The organism is Cedecea lapagei (genome assembly GCF_900635955.1).
Classification (GTDB): Bacteria; Pseudomonadota; Gammaproteobacteria; order Enterobacterales; family Enterobacteriaceae; genus Cedecea; species Cedecea lapagei.
The window spans coordinates 1,503,117-1,519,151 of sequence record NZ_LR134201.1; the positions used below are offsets into that span (position 1 = coordinate 1,503,117).

Consider the following 16,035-nt stretch of genomic DNA (forward strand, 5'->3'; position numbering starts at 1 on the left):
TTATATTCGTGACGATAACGCTAATATTATGAAGATGGGCGGCAAAACCTGGTGCTATTTTGCTTCGCTGAAGGGACCGACATTTTCAAAAATAAAAAACCGCAGCAGGAACCGCGGTTTTCAATGAAGAGTACTGAGCTGTTATTAGCGGAAAACTACGTCTGACCAGCGGGCAAGCCCCTGGGTTACCGAGCCGAAGTCATCGCCCCCGGCAATCGGGATATTCGGCAACTGCTGGGCCAGAGCATGACGCAGCAGCGGAGAGCGGGCGCTGCCGCCGGTAAGGTAAATAACCTCAGGCCTGGCGTTGCTGTTTTCCATGGCCAGCGTCACCTGCTCCATGATGCGATGCAGCGGCTGGCTGATGGCTGTTTCCAGCGCTTCCTGGCTGATGTCGCAGCCCACTTCATCGGCAATAAACGGCAGCAGAGTGGCAACTTGTTGGCTGTTTGACAGCGCAATTTTACTCTCTTCCGCCGCACGGACGAGACGGTAGCCCAGGCGCTGGCGCCAGACTTTTTGCAGATAAGCCACTTTTTCCGGCTCGCGTGCGTCGCGCACCAGTTCGTTTAGCGAGCGTCCGTTAGCGGTGCTGTAGAAGTCATTCTGTGCCGGGACATCGTTAATCGCTACCGCGTTCCACCAGGGTAATACCGGCAGCGCGATGCCTTTCTCCGTCTGGCCGCCCATACCGAGCAGCGGTGCCAGCTGTTTGAAGGCCAGCATAATATCCAGATCGTTACCGCCCACGCGGCAGCCGCTGTGGCCCAGCAGGCTTTGCTCCCGGTCGCGGCGCTGGTGCCATTCAGGCCCCATCAGCAGTACCGAGCAGTCGGTGGTGCCGCCGCCGATATCGACAACGAGAACCTGCTTTTCTTCCTGAAGCGTGGCTTCAAAATCCAGCCCAGCGGCAACGGGTTCAAACTGAAACACCACGTCGCGGAAGCCAGCGCGGTGCGCCGCACGCTCCAGAATACCCTGCGCCTGCTGGTTGGCCTCTTCGCCGCCCAGCCCCTGGAAGTTAATCGGTCGACCAATCACGGCCTGATCGATAGTTTCGGTGAGCTGGCTTTCCGCCTGCTTGCGAATATGCAGCATCATCGCGCAGACCAGATCCTCAAACAGCGCGACCTGCTGCGGCTTAAGGCCGCTAGCACCGAGGAAGGATTTCGGAGATTTAACGAAGTAAACTTCTTCCGGATCCTCCATGTATTGGCTAAGTGAATTCAAACCGAACTTCACGCTGCCGGGCTGCACATCAATATCTTCTTCGCGGTTATAGCTCACCGCGCGGCGCAGCAGCGCCTTGCTCTCACTTCCCGTAGCCGGAACTTCGTGGTGACGGAATAGCCACTCGCTCACCGCTTCACGCGTTGGCGCGCAGAGCATCGAAGGCAGCAGCGGTGAGCCGTTTTCCATCTCCAGCAATTGCGGCTTACCGTCGCGCATGATCGCCACGGAACAGTTTGCCGTGCCGTAGTCAAAACCGATTTTCATTTTCGTTAATTATCCCCATGCCAGTGAGAAGGGGGGCGACTTTAGCCCAATGGCGGGCTGCGGGCAACTGAATATGAAAGCAAGGCAGAAATCTCTATTTCGCAGTATGCTGAATAAGCCATGTTGTTCACCTAATGCCCTCATTCTCTTCAGGATTATTTATGTACACCCTTAGCTATCAACCGCCTTATGACTGGCCCTGGATCCTTGGTTTTTTAGCGGGGCGTGCCGTGGAGGGCGTGGAAGTCGTCACCGGGAATGGCTACCAGCGCAGCTTCGCGCTGGGTGAGCATGCGGGGCTGGTTACTCTTGAGCCAGATGAAGATAATTTTTGCGTCAAGGTGACGCTGAGCGACGGGCTGTTGCCTGTGGCCGAAGAGGTTTTGCAGCGGGTTAAAAACCTGCTGGATTTGGGCAGAGATCCGCAGCAGATTCTGAGCAGCCTCGGTGCGCTGGCGGCGGCGAGGCCGGGATTGCGCTTGCCGGGATGCATGGATCCCTTTGAGCAGGCCATCCGGGCGATTCTTGGGCAGCTGGTCAGCGTGGCGATGGCGGCAAAGCTGACCGGTAAAGTGGTAAAAACCTACGGTACAAAGCTAGAAGGCAAGGGGGACTGGTATCTTTTTCCTGATGCCCGAACGCTGGCGAACGCCGATACCCTACGGCTGAAATCTCTGGGGATGTCGCTCAAACGCGCTGAGGCGATTGTGCATCTGGCCGGCGAGGTGACCAAAGGGCTGTTTCCTTTGCAGCTGCCTGATGATGTTGCGCTGGGAGTGAAAAGCTTGATTGCGCTGCCGGGCATCGGGCGCTGGACGGCGAACTACTTTGCCCTGCGCGGCTGGCAGGCAAGCGATGTTTTTTTGCCGGATGACTACCTGATTAAACAACGCTTTCCTGAGATGACCCCCTCACAAATCCGCCGCTATGCCGAACGCTGGCAGCCCTGGCGCTCTTATGCGCTGCTGCATATTTGGTACAGTGACGGTTGGTTTCCCGACTAAGTCAATAAGATTAGCACTACGATATTTGAACTTGTAACCTACCTTTATTAGTAAGAAAATCTTCATACAAACGTGGTGTACGAGCTTTTAATATTTTAATTAATGTTACTGAATGATTTTCATTTTAAATTCAGACGAGATTGATAAGGGTAGGATGTGAAAATTCTGGTAACTGGAGCAACGGGGTTTGTGGGGAGTCGCCTGATAAGCAAACTTCGGGAGCAGGGGCATGAGGTGGTTGGGACGGCTCGCCGCATCTCAAATGAGTCTGAAGGTTTGCTCAATGTTGGCGATATCTCTGCCACTACTGACTGGTCATCTGTTTTGGAAGGGTGTGAAGCCGTCGTCCATACCGCAGGGCGAGCTCATATCTTAAATGATTCCGCAACAGACAAATTATCAGCGTTTCGCAAGGTCAATTGCGATGCAACATTAAAGCTTGCTCGGGACGCGCTTAACGCTGGAGTGAGTCACTTTATTTTTATCAGCTCTATTGGCGTTAACGGAAACTCCACCACAAATGAGCCCATTACAGAGCGCTCTCTCCCTCGGCCAACTTCAGATTATGCAGTTTCAAAACTTGAAGCGGAACAAAAACTGAACGAGGAATTTTCTTCAAGCCAAATGGCGATTACCGTTATCCGCCCGGCGCTTATATGCGGTGAAAATGCACCCGGCAATATTCGGCGTTTACTTAAACTGGTTGCCAGTGGGCTCCCGCTGCCGTTTAAAGGCGTGAAAAACAAGCGCAGCATGGTTTCCCTCGAGAATGTTGTGAGCTTTATTACAACTTGTCTGCGAGATTCGCGGGCGAAAAATCAGCTTTTTGTTCTGGCAGACAGAGATAAACCGACCACCGAAGAGATTGTTCGCTCATTTGCACGGGGGATGAATAAGCCGTCGCGCGTCATTTGGTTCCCCGTGCCACTTCTCAAAAGTTTTCTTACGCTGACCGGAAAGCAAAGCATCTATGAACAGCTTTATGGTTCACTGGATATTGACGCCTCTTACGCTTCTGATTTACTGGACTGGCAGCAGCCCGTCACCCTTTCCGGGACTATGGAAAAAACAGCAGAATTTTATTCAAAGGTAGTTAAATAATGCAGGCACTAATTATAGCGATAGTTATCTTTATTCTTTCATTTGTCCTGACCTGGTGCCTGCGGATCTATGCGCTGAAGAATAATGTTATCGACGTTCCAAATCAGCGAAGCTCCCACTCTATACCAACCCCACGCGGTGGTGGTGTCGCAATTGTTATTAGTATGGTTGCTGGTTTGCTGGCGCTGTCTACGTTTCATTTCATCGCCTTACCGACAATGCTTTCATTGATAGCTGCCGGTGGCATAACGGCCATTGTCGGCTTTCTGGATGACCACGGGCATATTGCTGCCCGCTGGCGATTGCTGATGCATTTTTTGGCCGCCGCATCCGGGCTGTTCTTCCTGGGGCAATTCCCTGCTATTGACCTGTTCGGCTATTCATTTTCAGCCGGATGGTTAGGGATGATCTTCGGGTTGGTTTATCTGGTATGGATGCTGAATCTCTACAATTTCATGGATGGGATCAACGGATTAGCCAGTATGGAGGCTATCGTCTTCTCCCTTTCCTCTCTGCTGATCGTTTGGATTTCTGTTCCTGATGCTTTGGGCTCTGACGCGTTCCTCTGCGTTTTACTGTTAGGCGCGGCGGCACTGGGTTTCATTTTCTGGAATTTCCCAAATGCAAAAATTTTCATGGGCGATGCCGGAAGCGGTTTCCTGGGCATCACGATCGGTTTGATTGTGCTTCATATTAGCCAGCTCGATAGCAAACTGTTCCTGGCGGAAATATGTTTACTTGGCGTTTTTATTGTCGATGCTACCTTAACGCTACTGCGCCGCTTGCTGGCGGGTAAAAAAGTTTATGAAGCACATGCAAGCCATGGTTATCAGATACTTGCGAGAAAATATGGTAGTCACAAACCTGTAACGCTGGGTGTCCTGTGCGTCAATCTTATTTGGTTGACTCCTTTTGCCTTGATGATTGCATCAGGAATAGTCACTGGGGTTGTCGGGGTAGTGGTAGCCTGGCTTCCTGTTGTGCTTGTTGCCTGGCGATGCGGGGCTGGGGTTAAGGACAAAACGAGTCGTTAAAAGATAGGATTTCGGGCACTGGCGGCGTACGATTAGGTGTCTCAACCGGTGCTCGGTTGATTTTTTCTCTTTATTTCATAACAACGGGTTAATGAACAGGTGCTCTGTTCGGTTGCTAATATGCTTAAGTTTCTGCTCGCTTTACCAAGGCCGGTGAAAAGAATTATTGCGCTGGCAATTGATGTCATTCTGCTGCTTTGTGCTTTCTGGTTTGCTTTCTGGGTGCGTATCGATTCAATGACACCTTTGACGAGTGGACAGCACTGGATCCTGATTCTCTCTATTATTGCCGTTACGTTGGCCTTTTTTGTCAAGCTCGGTCTCTATCGTGCGGTAATTCGCTATATAACGGCCAAGGTTTTTGTCTCTGTGGCAGTGGGGATGTTTGCGTCTTCGGTTCTGCTGATTGTGTCGACTTTTTATACTAACCTTTATCTCCCTCGGACTATCCCCTTCATCTATTTTTCTTTTGGCTTACTGTTTATAACCGGTTCGCGGTTGGCTTTAAGAATGCTGGTTAATCATGGGTTAAAGCTGGGGACTAAAGTTATTATTTATGGTGCCGGGGCATCCGGGCGGCAGCTCCTGCCGGCTTTGAGCCAGGCTTCTGAGTATTATCCCGTAGCATTTGTAGATGATAATCCACGCCTGCAAAAAACGGTGATGCATGGTGTGACGGTTTATCCTCCTGAAAAATTGGCCTGGCTGGTCGAAAAGTACGAAGTGCAAAAAATCCTTCTGGCTATGCCAAGCTTAAGTCGCGCTCGTAAAAGCGAGGTGATGAAAAAATTAGAAGGGCTGTCCTGCGAGGTGCTTTCTATACCGGGGATGGTTGATCTGGTGGAAGGGAAAGCCAGCATTGATATGCTGAAAAAGGTCTCAATTACCGATTTGCTCGGGCGGGATCCGGTCGATCCGGTACCTGAATTAATCTCCCGAAATATTCAGGGTAAGTCCGTCATGGTGACTGGCGCCGGGGGATCAATTGGTTCAGAACTTTGTCGTCAAATTATATTGAACGGGCCAAAAGCTTTAGTGCTGTTTGAGATTTCAGAGTTCTCACTTTACGCTATTGAGCGCGAGCTATCTGAACTGATAAAAAACCGTGGTGCAGACATCAAGATCTATCCAGTACTCGGTAATGTACAGAATCAGGAGCACCTGGAACGTGTGATAGGTAGCTTTGGTATAGAAACCATCTATCACGCAGCTGCCTATAAACATGTCCCTTTGGTTGAGTACAACGTTGCCGATGGCGTCAGGAATAATGTTTTTGGAACGCTGGCCTGTGCGCAAGCCGCAATTAACTGTGGTGTACCAAAATTTGTGCTGATATCTACCGATAAGGCCGTTCGTCCTACAAATACCATGGGCGCAACAAAACGTATGGCTGAGCTTGTCTTGCAGGCATTAGCGGCACAGCAATCTGACACCTGCTTTAGTATGGTGAGATTTGGTAATGTTCTTGGCTCTTCTGGATCGGTGGTGCCGCTGTTTGAAAAGCAAATCGCTCAGGGTGGACCAATTACGCTTACGCATCCGGATATCATTCGCTACTTTATGACGATTCCCGAAGCGGCACAGCTTGTTATTCAGGCTGGTGCGATGGGCAAGGGTGGCGATGTTTTCGTTCTTGATATGGGTGAACCGGTAAAAATTATCGACCTGGCACAACGTATGGTGTCCTTAAGTGGCTTTACTTTGCGCAGTGAATTGAATCCGGAAGGTGATATTGAGATTAAGACCACTGGTTTAAGGCCGGGTGAAAAGCTTTTCGAAGAGCTGCTGATTGGTGACAATGTTATGGCAACTCAGCATCCAAGAATTATGGCCGCTAATGAAGTAAAACTGTCGTGGGATGAACTGAATATTTTCCTCTCTGAGATGAGTCAGGCCTGTAACCACTACGACATGCAGACCATTCGTTCAATTCTTCTTAATGCACCTACAGGCTTCAATCCAAGTGACGATATTTGCGATATTGTCTGGAATAACAATACCGTCAACTAAGGCACAAAACATATGGAGATAGGCTGAGTATCAAGGCGGCTTCTCCCGAACTGTTCTGACAAAAACCTGCTTAAGTTAATTAAGCAGGTTTTTTTGTATCAAAATAGCCTCAGCCCCTCATAACCGTTCAGTTAATCCCGAAGTAGCTGTTGTTAAGGAGCAGCTCCAGCGGCTGCGGCTGCGCAATGGTTTCACCATAGATAAGATCCAGCCCGATACCGGATAAGGTATCCATCACCAGCGGCATATCTGCCGGACCAGCGATGGTCTGCAGCGCTATACGCTGAGCGTGCCCGTGCACAATCGTTACCATCATCTCGTCCATCAAATTACAGTGAACGTTGAGGATCAGGTCTGGATCCAGCATGACATAATCAAACAGGTGGTGGCTGAGGGTGTTAAACAGCGCCAGATCGCGGCCCACATGGCTAAGCACCATGCGACAGCCAGCCTTGCGCAGCCTTTTGAGATTGGTGTATATCCGCTTGGGTTCGGTCAGCAGATCGCTGCTTTGGATGGTCAGGTGCAGCAGGCGAGGAGGTATTCGGCTGGTGGAAAGTCGGTCCAGTAGCTCGTCGACAAAGGTATCGCTGACCAGCCCGGCACAGGAAACAGGCAGCGCGACGCCAAAGCCTTTTTTCGCCACCTCATCGGCAAAGTTATTAAAGAATTCGCTAAAGACCCGACGATCCAGCGCGTGGTGCAGCGCCGGGTCGGCCAGCCCCGCGCGGAAGGCCGTTTCATTAATTACGTCGCCTTCGCTGCCCCAGAAGCGCAGGGTGAGCAGATAAAAAGAGGTGGATTCCGGCGTTCGCGGGGGAGCGATGGCCATGGCGATCATCAAAATGGGATTGTCTTTTATCACCTGCCATTGTTCGTCCAGCGACAGGGTATCACGACCTTGCTCCATAGAATGGTTATGGGGTTCATAGACCGTCACCTGACCACGACCGTTGTTTTTAGAGGCGTAGCAGGCGATGTCGGCCTGGGAAAGCACCTCTGAGGCAATGGCGTTGTCTCCGTCGATATGAGTTATGCCGGCGCTGGCACCGATGCGGTGCAGCCGACCGTCCCACATGAAGTGATAGTCGTTGATACTGCGAATAATACGTTCAGAAATGTAACGCGCATTTTCGGTGGAGCAGTCCGGCAGCAGTAAACCAAATTCGTCCCCCCCGAGGCGGGCGAGGAAATCGCCGGTGCGCAGCATACTTAGCATCATTGCCGCCAGCTCGCGCAGCAGAGCGTCGCCTGCTGCGTGGCCCGCCGAGTCGTTCACGGCTTTAAAACGATCCAGGTCGATAAAGACCAGCGCGTGATGCTGGCGCTCCTCTATCGCGCCCTGCAGCAGACGTTTAAGGTGGTTTTCAAAACTGACCCGGTTTGCCAGGTGGGTCAGGCTGTCATGCGAGGCGCTGTAGCTCAGCTGTTTAAGCATTTTGCGCGATTCAGTGACATCCTGGATAACCAGTACCGAGCCAATGCTCTGGCCGTCGAGGGTTGTCAGCGGCGTAATGGTGTAGTGAATATCATGGCTGCCGCCGTTGCGGCAATGCAGCACAACGTCCTGCTCAATGGCGCTTCGTGAGTAATCGCCGCTATGAATATTCTCCATTACCGGGCCGTTATCGCCAAAGGTAATGCGCAGCGTTGACAGGATATGCTGACCGATAGCCATCTCCTGCGCCCAGCCGCTGAGTTTCTCGGCAACCGGGTTCATAAAGGTGACGTTCATATCGACATCAGTACAGATGACGGCCTCACCGATAGAGTCCAGCGTGATGTGCAGCCGCTCCTTTTCCTGGTAAAGCGCTTCGTTTAGCTGCTTGACCTCGGTCATGTCCATGTTAATGCCCAGCAGCCTCTCCACGTCGCCGTTTTTATTCAGAACGCGGTTGGCCAGGGAGCGAATATGGCGAATACCCTCTTTCACATGGATGCGAAATTCAAGCTTGAAGGGGAGGCGGTTTTTTAACGACTCGCGGATCACGGCTTCCGAGTGCAGGAGATCTTCTTTCACCAGACTGTCCAGCCATAGCTGGTAGGTCGGTTTAGTGTGCGAGGGAATGTCGTAAAGCTCGAACATTCTTTTATCCCAGGTGATGACATCGTTGGTCAGATCCCACTCCCAGATGCCGATGCCGCCGGCCTCATTGGCAAGCGTGATACGCTCCATCAGCCGCTTGTTAACCCACTCCGTATGTTTGAGGTCGTTAATGTCTTCTATCTGGGCAATGTAGTAGAGCGGACACCCGTCGGTATGGCGCACAACGGACACCGTAAGCATCGCCCACACCACATTACCCTCGCTGGTGTAATAGCGCTTCTCCATCGAATAGCTATTGATCTGGCCGGAAGACAGTTTGCTCAGATGCTGGAGGTCAAGGTTTAAGTCCTCAGGCCAGGTGATTTGCTGGAAGGTGAGCTCGCCCAGCTGCTCGGCGGAGTAGCCGAGGAACTTACACAGCGACTTATTGACCTGCAGCCATTTGCCTTCGGTTGAGACCAGCGCCATGCCTATCGCGGAGTACTCCATTGCGTTGCGAAACCGGGTTTCGCTTTCGATAATGTGTTTGCGCTCTTTGCGGGAAGAGTACATCACCATCGTGATGACGTTGGCCGGCAGCAGAATCAGCAGGAACGGCAGCCACGGCGCATATTCCAGCACCCGGGGATGAGGGGTTGAAAGCGGAAGCTTGCCGATGGCTATCATGGCGGAAACCATCATCAACGTGGCGAGGAAGATAATAAAGGCTTCCATGCGCGGCAGCCTGATGGCGCTCCAGGTCATAATGACGATGATAAAGGTGAACGGCCACGGCAGATAAAGCAGTGAGAAATAGCTCAGCACCAGCGTGACGGCAAACGTCGCTACGGTTTCAAACAGCAGTGAAGCTTTGCGGTGACGCAGCAGGTAATAAGGTTTGAACAGCAGCCCCGCCGGCATCAGGGCCAGGGCGCCGATAGATTCAGAGAGCGCCCAGATAAAGAAAGTTTTGAGCGCCGATGAATCCAGCGGCACCGTCAGCATGGTGACCAGCAAGCCTCCCGCCAGCGGAGGAATAGCGGCGCTGCAAATGGCTAGCCTGGCCCAATTGTTCAGGTTTTGTAGGGGGTTTTCCCGCGGTAAAAAGCGGCGCAGCAGCAGGGCACCCAGCAGCGCTTCAAACAGATTTATCAGGGTCAGCGCGACGCTCAGCCAGCTAAGAGGATAGAGCATGGCGCTAGCCGCGAGGCTGCCCAGCATGCAGGCCGCGGCAATCAATGGCCACTGCCGCACGGGGTTACGGAAGAAGCTTGCGGTAATAATGGCGGTGGTAAACCAGATAGGAACCAGATCGGTGCCTTTCAGGGTTAACTCCATCGAGTAGAAGGTAAAAATAAAGCAGAGCAACCCAAGCCCGAACAGCAGTATTAGCGAGTGGCGTGCGGTTTCTGTTTGTCTGTTTTTTTTAATCATTACCGCAAGTCCGCTTAGACACTGCCGCCAGGAGCAATGCCGGCTGCATTTATAAAGAGAGTCGGTTTATGCTAGTACAAACAATTTACAATTCCTATGTGCGTTGTTCAGATTTTACCTATAGAACGTAAGAAATTGCGCAGTCTAATCACGTAATTAAATTATTCCACCCTGACGGGCTGCTTTACACGCCGCTCGCGTAATTTCACGATTGCTGCGGGTAAGAGGCTGGTATCAAACGGCGGTTATCCCTATAATTGCGGCGTTTGACGCCTCCGCGTCGTCCTTCCAACACTTTTCGTATTCAGGCCGTAAATAATATGACCGATCAGTCTCATCAATGCGTCATCATCGGGATAGCCGGCGCATCGGCTTCAGGGAAAAGCCTCATTGCCAGCACGTTGTATCGTGAACTGCGCGAGCAAGTCGGCGATGAACACATTGGTGTCATTCCAGAAGACAGTTATTACAAAGATCAAAGCCATCTGTCGATGGAAGAGCGTGTAAAAACCAACTACGACCACCCAAGCGCAATGGACCACAACCTGCTCTTTCAGCACCTGCAGACGCTGAAATCAGGTAAAGCTATAGAGCTGCCGGTATACAGCTACGTTGAGCATACCCGCACCGACCAGACGGTTCATCTGGTGCCGAAGAAAGTTATCATTCTGGAAGGTATTCTGCTGCTGACCGATGCGCGTCTGCGTCAGGAGATGAACTTCTCGATCTTCGTTGATACTCCGCTCGACATCTGCCTGATGCGCCGCATGAAGCGTGACGTCAACGAGCGAGGTCGTTCAATGGATTCCGTAATGGCGCAGTATCAGAAAACGGTACGCCCGATGTTCCTGCAGTTTATTGAACCTTCCAAGCAGTATGCCGACATTATCGTGCCGCGCGGTGGGAAAAACCGCATCGCCATTGATATCCTGAAAGCCAAAATCAGTCAGTTTTTTGAATAATGCCCCTGTGCGAGCGTGCGTCAGCCGCTCGCTTTTACGTTGAATCCTTCATCCATTGCTCATTGGCTATCGTCGGCTCTCTGTGGCAGTGTGTGTAAAACTGAGATTGATAAGGAGAATCAGAGATGCGTCTTTGCGATCGTGATATCGAAGCCTGGCTGGATGACGGCCGTTTAGCGATTACCCCGCGGCCTCCTGTTGAACGCATTAGCGGTGCAACCGTGGATGTCCGTCTGGGCAACAAATTCCGCACTTTTAGCGGTCATACCGCGCCCTTTATCGATCTCAGCGGCCCCAAGGATGAGGTCAGCGAAGCGCTCGAACGCGTCATGAGCGACGAAATTGTGCTGGATGAAGGGCAAGCCTTCTTTTTACATCCCGGTGAGCTGGCATTGGCGGTAACGCTGGAGTCCGTGACGCTGCCGGACGATCTGGTCGGCTGGCTGGATGGGCGCTCCTCGTTGGCCCGCCTGGGTTTGATGGTGCACGTGACCGCTCACCGCATCGATCCGGGCTGGCATGGCTGTATCGTCCTTGAGTTCTACAATTCAGGTAAGCTGCCTCTGGCGCTGCGTCCGGGCATGATGATTGGGGCACTGAGTTTTGAGCCGCTTTCCGGGCCTGCTGCACGCCCTTATAACCGCCGGCAGGACGCCAAATACCGCGATCAGCAGGGTGCGGTAGCAAGCCGTATCGATAAAGACTAAATCGTTCAGCATTGCTCGCCCCGCGGCGAGTGGCATGGAGAAGGCTATGAGACGACTTTTAACCACGTTGATGATTCTGCTGGTTGTGCTAATCGCCGGCCTGACCTCACTTGTGTTGTTGGTTAACCCTAACGACTTCCGTGGTTATATGATTCGTCAGGTCGAAGCCCGCAGCGGCTATAGTCTTGAGCTGGAAGGGCCGCTGCGCTGGCACGTCTGGCCGCAGCTGAGTATTTTATCCGGCCGGATGTCGTTGACCGCGCCGGGCGCCAGCCAGCCGATGGTGAGTGCGGAAAATATGCGCCTTGACGTTGCGCTGATCCCGCTGCTTTCTCACCAGCTTCAGGTTCGCCAGGTGATGCTGAAAGGCGCGGTGATCCAGCTGACGCCGCAGGCCGAGGCGCAGCGTTCACAAAATGCCCCAGTGGGGCCGAAAGGCACCGTCAGCGATCCCGACGCCGGCCGCGGCTGGTCTTTTGATGTTTCTAAGCTCAGGGTGGTCGACAGCGTGCTGGTCTTCCAGCATACCAATGACGAACAGATCACCGTTCGCAATATTAATCTGCAAATGGAGCAGGACGATAAGCGCCAGGCGCATATTGAAGCCAGCAGCCGTATCACCCGGGATCAGCGTGATTTAGCGCTCTCTTTAACCGCCGATGTTGACCTCAGCGATTACCCGCAGCAGGTCAACGCTAAACTGAGCCAGATTGAGTATCAGCTCCAGGGAGCCGACCTCCCCGTCACCGGCATTAGCGGCGCGGGTGCGCTGCAGTTAGGGTGGAAAAACGCCGACAGCCAGCTTTCCCTCAGCCAGCTGCAGCTCACGGCCAATGACAGCGATCTGCAGGGCGACCTCAGCGTGAAGCTGCAGGATAAACCGCTGTGGACCGCAGAGTTACGTTCCCAACTGCTTAATCTGGATAAACTCGTTGCCAACTCCTCCGGCGCAGACAGCGCCATTAGCCAACAGGCGCAGCAGGCCCAGCAGCCAGCCCGTCCCGGCCCTGTCATTGCCGAGGACAGCACGGAAACAAACTACCATAGCCTGCGAGATTTTAATGCGCGTGTGAACATCTCGGCGGGTGAAGTCCGCTGGCGCGGGCTGGGCTTCAGCGACGTGCGCTCTGCGCTGGTTAACCAGGATGGCAAGCTCAGCATTAACCAGCTTAGCGGCAAGCTGGGGCAGGGCACCCTGTCGCTGCCGGGAGGCGTTGATGCCAGCGGGCAGACGCCAAAACTGGCATTCCAGCCGCAGGTGAAGAATATTGAAATCAGCGATATTCTCACGGCGTTTGATTACCCCATTGCCCTGTCCGGTCAGCTCTCTATGAGCGGCGATTTTAGCGGGGGCCGCCTTGATGCGGAGGATTTCCGTCACGGATGGCAGGGGGAGGCCCGGCTTGAGCTGGCCCACTCCCGGCTGCAGGGCATGAACTTCCAGCAGCTGATTCAGCAGGCGGTAAGCCGTAATAATGAAGGCGTTGAGGGGAAACAAAACGTCGACAACGCCACCGAGCTGGACCATTTTTCAACGTCGGCGTCGCTGGATAATGGGCTGCTGACGCTGGAGAACATGGCAGGTGAATCCCCCGTGTTGTCTCTGACCGGAAATGGCACCATGGATCTGGTGAAAGAGGTCTGTGATACCAACTTCGCGATTAAGGTCCGGGACGGCTGGCAGGGCAGCAACAGCAAGCTGATTGAAACGCTTAAAACCACGGCCGTGCCGCTGCGCGTTTACGGTCCCTGGCAGCAGCTAAATTATTCGCTGCAGGTTGATCAGGTTCTGCGCAAGCAGCTGCAGGATGAGGCGAAGCGTCGGCTCAATGAGTGGCTGGATAAGCATAAAGGGAGCGACAGGGCGAAGAATGTTAAACAGCTGATGGATAAGCTATAAGCATAAAGAGGGAAACATGTTTTCCCTCTTTGTTCGCCACGTCTGAACCGGCATTCGCCGGTTTTTTTATACTTCATAATCCAGCAGGCTATCCTCTTGCTGGCGCGGGATTATCTGCACCTTGTTCACCCTGTGATTGACCACCTCCAGCGTTTTCAGCAAGTAATTCCCCACTTCAACGCTCTCTCCTTCCTCAGGAATGTGCTGTAAATGCTCCATCAGCAGCCCGGCAATGGTGTGGTATTCACGCTTTTCGTCAAGGGGCAGGGCGATGTACTGTACCAGGTCATCAAGGGGCATATGGCCGTTGGCCGTCCAGCTACCGTCCGCATTTTTCTGAATATCGTGGCGAGCATCGATCTCTTCCACTTCGTTCGGCAGGTTACCGGCAATGGTTTCCATCACGTCGCTCAGCGTAACGATGCCCTCCACCGAGCCAAATTCATCTACCACGAAGGCAAAATGGGTGCGCGCGGTGCGGAACTGTTCCAGCGCCTGCAGCAGCGGCAGGGCCTCCGGGAAGACCAGCGGCTGGCGAATCAGCGGCGCGATGTCCAGGGCTTCACCGTGCAATGACTGCTGCAGCAAATCGATAACGTGAACCACGCCGAGGATCTCCTCTCCGTCATCCGTCGCCACGATGCGCGTATGTTTGTTCTTATCCAGCAGTTCCCGAATCTGAGCTTCCGGTGCGGCAATATTCAGGTGCTCAACATCATGGCGGGAGGTCATGATGCTGCTAACGCTGCGCTGGTTAAGATGCAGAACCCGCGCGATCATTCGCGTCTCCTGAGGGTTAAAAACATCATTGTTAATGCCGCTGTCCGCAATCAGCGAGGCGGTCTGCGCGTCCAGCTCTGCCTCCTCTTTTTTGCCGTTCAGCAGCCGAAGCACGGCCTCTGCGGTGCGCTCGCGCAGCGACTGGTTGGCCGAAAGAAAGCGCCTGCGGTTAAAGATGGCCAGCTGATTCAGCGATTCAATCATTACCGAGAAGCCAATGGCCGCATAGAGATAGCCTTTCGGGATCTGGTAACCAAAGCCGTCGGCCACCAGGCTAAAACCAATCATCAGCAGGAAACTCAGGCACAAAATCACGATTGTCGGGTGGCTGTTCACAAATCTCGTCAGTGATTTGCTGGCCAGCACCATCAGCCCGATGGCGATAATGACTGCGGCCATCATCACCGCAAGATGGTCGACCATGCCAACGGCGGTAACAACCGAGTCCAGAGAAAATACGGCGTCGAGAATGACTATCTGGGCTACCACGGGCCAGAATTTCGCTCCCCGCTTCTGCGCGTGGTGCTCGCTGTCCTTACCTTCCAGCCGCTCATTAAGCTCCATGGTTGCCTTAAACAGTAAGAACAGGCCGCCAAACAGCATGATCAGATCTCTGGCGCTAAAGCTGAACTCGTGAAGCGTAAAGAGCGGTCGGGTTAGCGTCACCAGCCATGAAATAGAGGCCAGCAGCAGCAGGCGCATGACCATCGCCAGCATTAAACCCGTGACGCGGGCGCGGTCGCGCAGTTTAGGCGGCAATTTTTCAGCGAGGATGGCAATGAAAACGAGGTTATCAATGCCCAGAACCAGTTCGAGAATGACCAGGGTAACTAACCCGGCCCAGATTGAGGGGTCGGCAATCCATTCCATACGGGGTTATAGCCTTTTAACTTGCGGGCAAATGCCACACTGAAATGATGGATAATTGTCAGGCAAAAAGCAATTACTGCCTGAGATTAATCCGTAATGACTTATAGAATTATCATCATTAAATGAATATCCAGCAGAATATTACGGTTTTTTTTGCTGAGATATTTTCGATTATATATTTTATTTATTGATGAGCCACTATGAGATATGTCTGTATATGTTCAGGGTGATTGTCTTAATATCTTTATTGTCAATATAAAGAAAATCCTAAAACGTTATTATTGTGTGGTTCATATTATTCTTAAAAGTCTGTTTGCTACCTTTTGTCTCCTTGCCTGACGAGTTTTAAGCTGCAACAATCCATAGCGATGATTAGCAGTGAATGTGTTTTTTATACATTGGTTAATAGTTCGCCCCAGTATTTCCATAAAGTCTGATTATCTTATTCCAATATCTTGCAAGGTATTTGAATTCGACAGGTATTCAGAATTATTTACCGTTTTCAGTAGGTTGGTGACTGTGAGCCAGGGGCGGTAGCGTGCCCGGATGCGGCCAGATTACAGCAAGCCATGGAGCTATCAGAATGTCGGGGAATAAATTTATTTTAGGAATAATGCCAGTTATCTCACGCTCTGAATATGTTCAATTCTTTACTTCATTCTCAAGGCCAGCGGCTTGCTTGTTTTATTCGCTCAGGATAATTACTCTGC

The 16,035-nt window shown here is 52.3% G+C and carries 10 protein-coding genes; 7 read left to right on the top strand and 3 right to left on the bottom strand.

From position 1 onward, the window contains the following. Positions 1-144: 144 nt before the first annotated feature. Entirely contained in the window at positions 145-1,497 is a 1,353-nt protein-coding gene (yegD, locus tag EL098_RS07290; protein ID WP_126355626.1) for a molecular chaperone, read from the bottom strand. Positions 1,498-1,658: 161 nt separating this feature from the next. Between yegD and alkA the strand changes: the two genes are divergently transcribed. The 4 genes from alkA (at position 1,659) to EL098_RS07310 (ending at position 6,646) form a co-directional block, all read left to right on the top strand. Then, complete coding sequence (alkA, locus tag EL098_RS07295; RefSeq protein ID WP_126355627.1) at positions 1,659-2,501, top strand: DNA-3-methyladenine glycosylase 2; 843 nt, start codon at positions 1,659-1,661, stop codon at positions 2,499-2,501. Positions 2,502-2,657: 156 nt separating this feature from the next. After that, positions 2,658-3,602, top strand: coding sequence for an NAD-dependent epimerase/dehydratase family protein (locus EL098_RS07300; protein WP_126355628.1), 945 nt, complete (start codon positions 2,658-2,660; stop codon positions 3,600-3,602). Then, a complete protein-coding gene (locus EL098_RS07305) occupies positions 3,602-4,636 on the top strand; it encodes an MraY family glycosyltransferase (RefSeq protein WP_126355629.1) in 1,035 nt (344 codons plus the stop codon). The genes EL098_RS07300 and EL098_RS07305 overlap by 1 nt, the downstream gene beginning before the upstream one ends. A 120-nt stretch (positions 4,637-4,756) precedes the next feature. Beyond that, entirely contained in the window at positions 4,757-6,646 is a 1,890-nt protein-coding gene (locus EL098_RS07310) for a nucleoside-diphosphate sugar epimerase/dehydratase (protein WP_126355630.1), read from the top strand. 127 nt (positions 6,647-6,773) lie between these two features. Here EL098_RS07310 and EL098_RS07315 read toward each other — a convergent pair whose 3' ends face one another. Then, positions 6,774-10,106 carry a diguanylate cyclase gene (locus EL098_RS07315; protein ID WP_126355631.1) on the bottom strand — a complete coding sequence of 1,111 codons (3,333 nt, stop codon included), beginning with the start codon at positions 10,104-10,106 and terminating at the stop codon, positions 6,774-6,776. Between the two features lie 320 nt (positions 10,107-10,426). Between EL098_RS07315 and udk the strand changes: the two genes are divergently transcribed. The 3 genes from udk (at position 10,427) to asmA (ending at position 13,675) form a co-directional block, all read left to right on the top strand. Further along, a complete protein-coding gene (gene udk, locus EL098_RS07320) occupies positions 10,427-11,068 on the top strand; it encodes a uridine kinase (RefSeq protein WP_008455103.1) in 642 nt (213 codons plus the stop codon). A gap of 125 nt (positions 11,069-11,193) precedes the next feature. After that, on the top strand, positions 11,194-11,775 hold the full coding sequence (gene dcd / locus EL098_RS07325; RefSeq protein WP_126355632.1) for a dCTP deaminase: 582 nt from the start codon (positions 11,194-11,196) through the stop codon (positions 11,773-11,775). A 46-nt stretch (positions 11,776-11,821) separates the two neighbouring features. Beyond that, complete coding sequence (asmA, locus tag EL098_RS07330; protein ID WP_126355633.1) at positions 11,822-13,675, top strand: outer membrane assembly protein AsmA; 1,854 nt, start codon at positions 11,822-11,824, stop codon at positions 13,673-13,675. Between the two features lie 66 nt (positions 13,676-13,741). On the opposite strand, the gene EL098_RS07335 is transcribed toward asmA, so the two are convergent. Then, entirely contained in the window at positions 13,742-15,325 is a 1,584-nt protein-coding gene (locus tag EL098_RS07335; protein ID WP_126355634.1) for a TerC family protein, read from the bottom strand. Between the last annotated feature and the right edge of the window lie 710 nt (positions 15,326-16,035).

Coding starts and splice junctions, on each gene's coding strand:
- EL098_RS07335 (WP_126355634.1), bottom strand. CDS start 15,325: ATGGAATGGATTGCCGACCCCTCAATCTGGGCCGGGTTAGTTACCCTG.
- EL098_RS07305 (WP_126355629.1), top strand. CDS start 3,602: ATGCAGGCACTAATTATAGCGATAGTTATCTTTATTCTTTCATTTGTC.
- EL098_RS07310 (WP_126355630.1), top strand. CDS start 4,757: ATGCTTAAGTTTCTGCTCGCTTTACCAAGGCCGGTGAAAAGAATTATT.
- dcd (WP_126355632.1), top strand. CDS start 11,194: ATGCGTCTTTGCGATCGTGATATCGAAGCCTGGCTGGATGACGGCCGT.
- alkA (WP_126355627.1), top strand. CDS start 1,659: ATGTACACCCTTAGCTATCAACCGCCTTATGACTGGCCCTGGATCCTT.
- EL098_RS07315 (WP_126355631.1), bottom strand. CDS start 10,106: ATGATTAAAAAAAACAGACAAACAGAAACCGCACGCCACTCGCTAATA.
- asmA (WP_126355633.1), top strand. CDS start 11,822: ATGAGACGACTTTTAACCACGTTGATGATTCTGCTGGTTGTGCTAATC.
- yegD (WP_126355626.1), bottom strand. CDS start 1,497: ATGAAAATCGGTTTTGACTACGGCACGGCAAACTGTTCCGTGGCGATC.
- udk (WP_008455103.1), top strand. CDS start 10,427: ATGACCGATCAGTCTCATCAATGCGTCATCATCGGGATAGCCGGCGCA.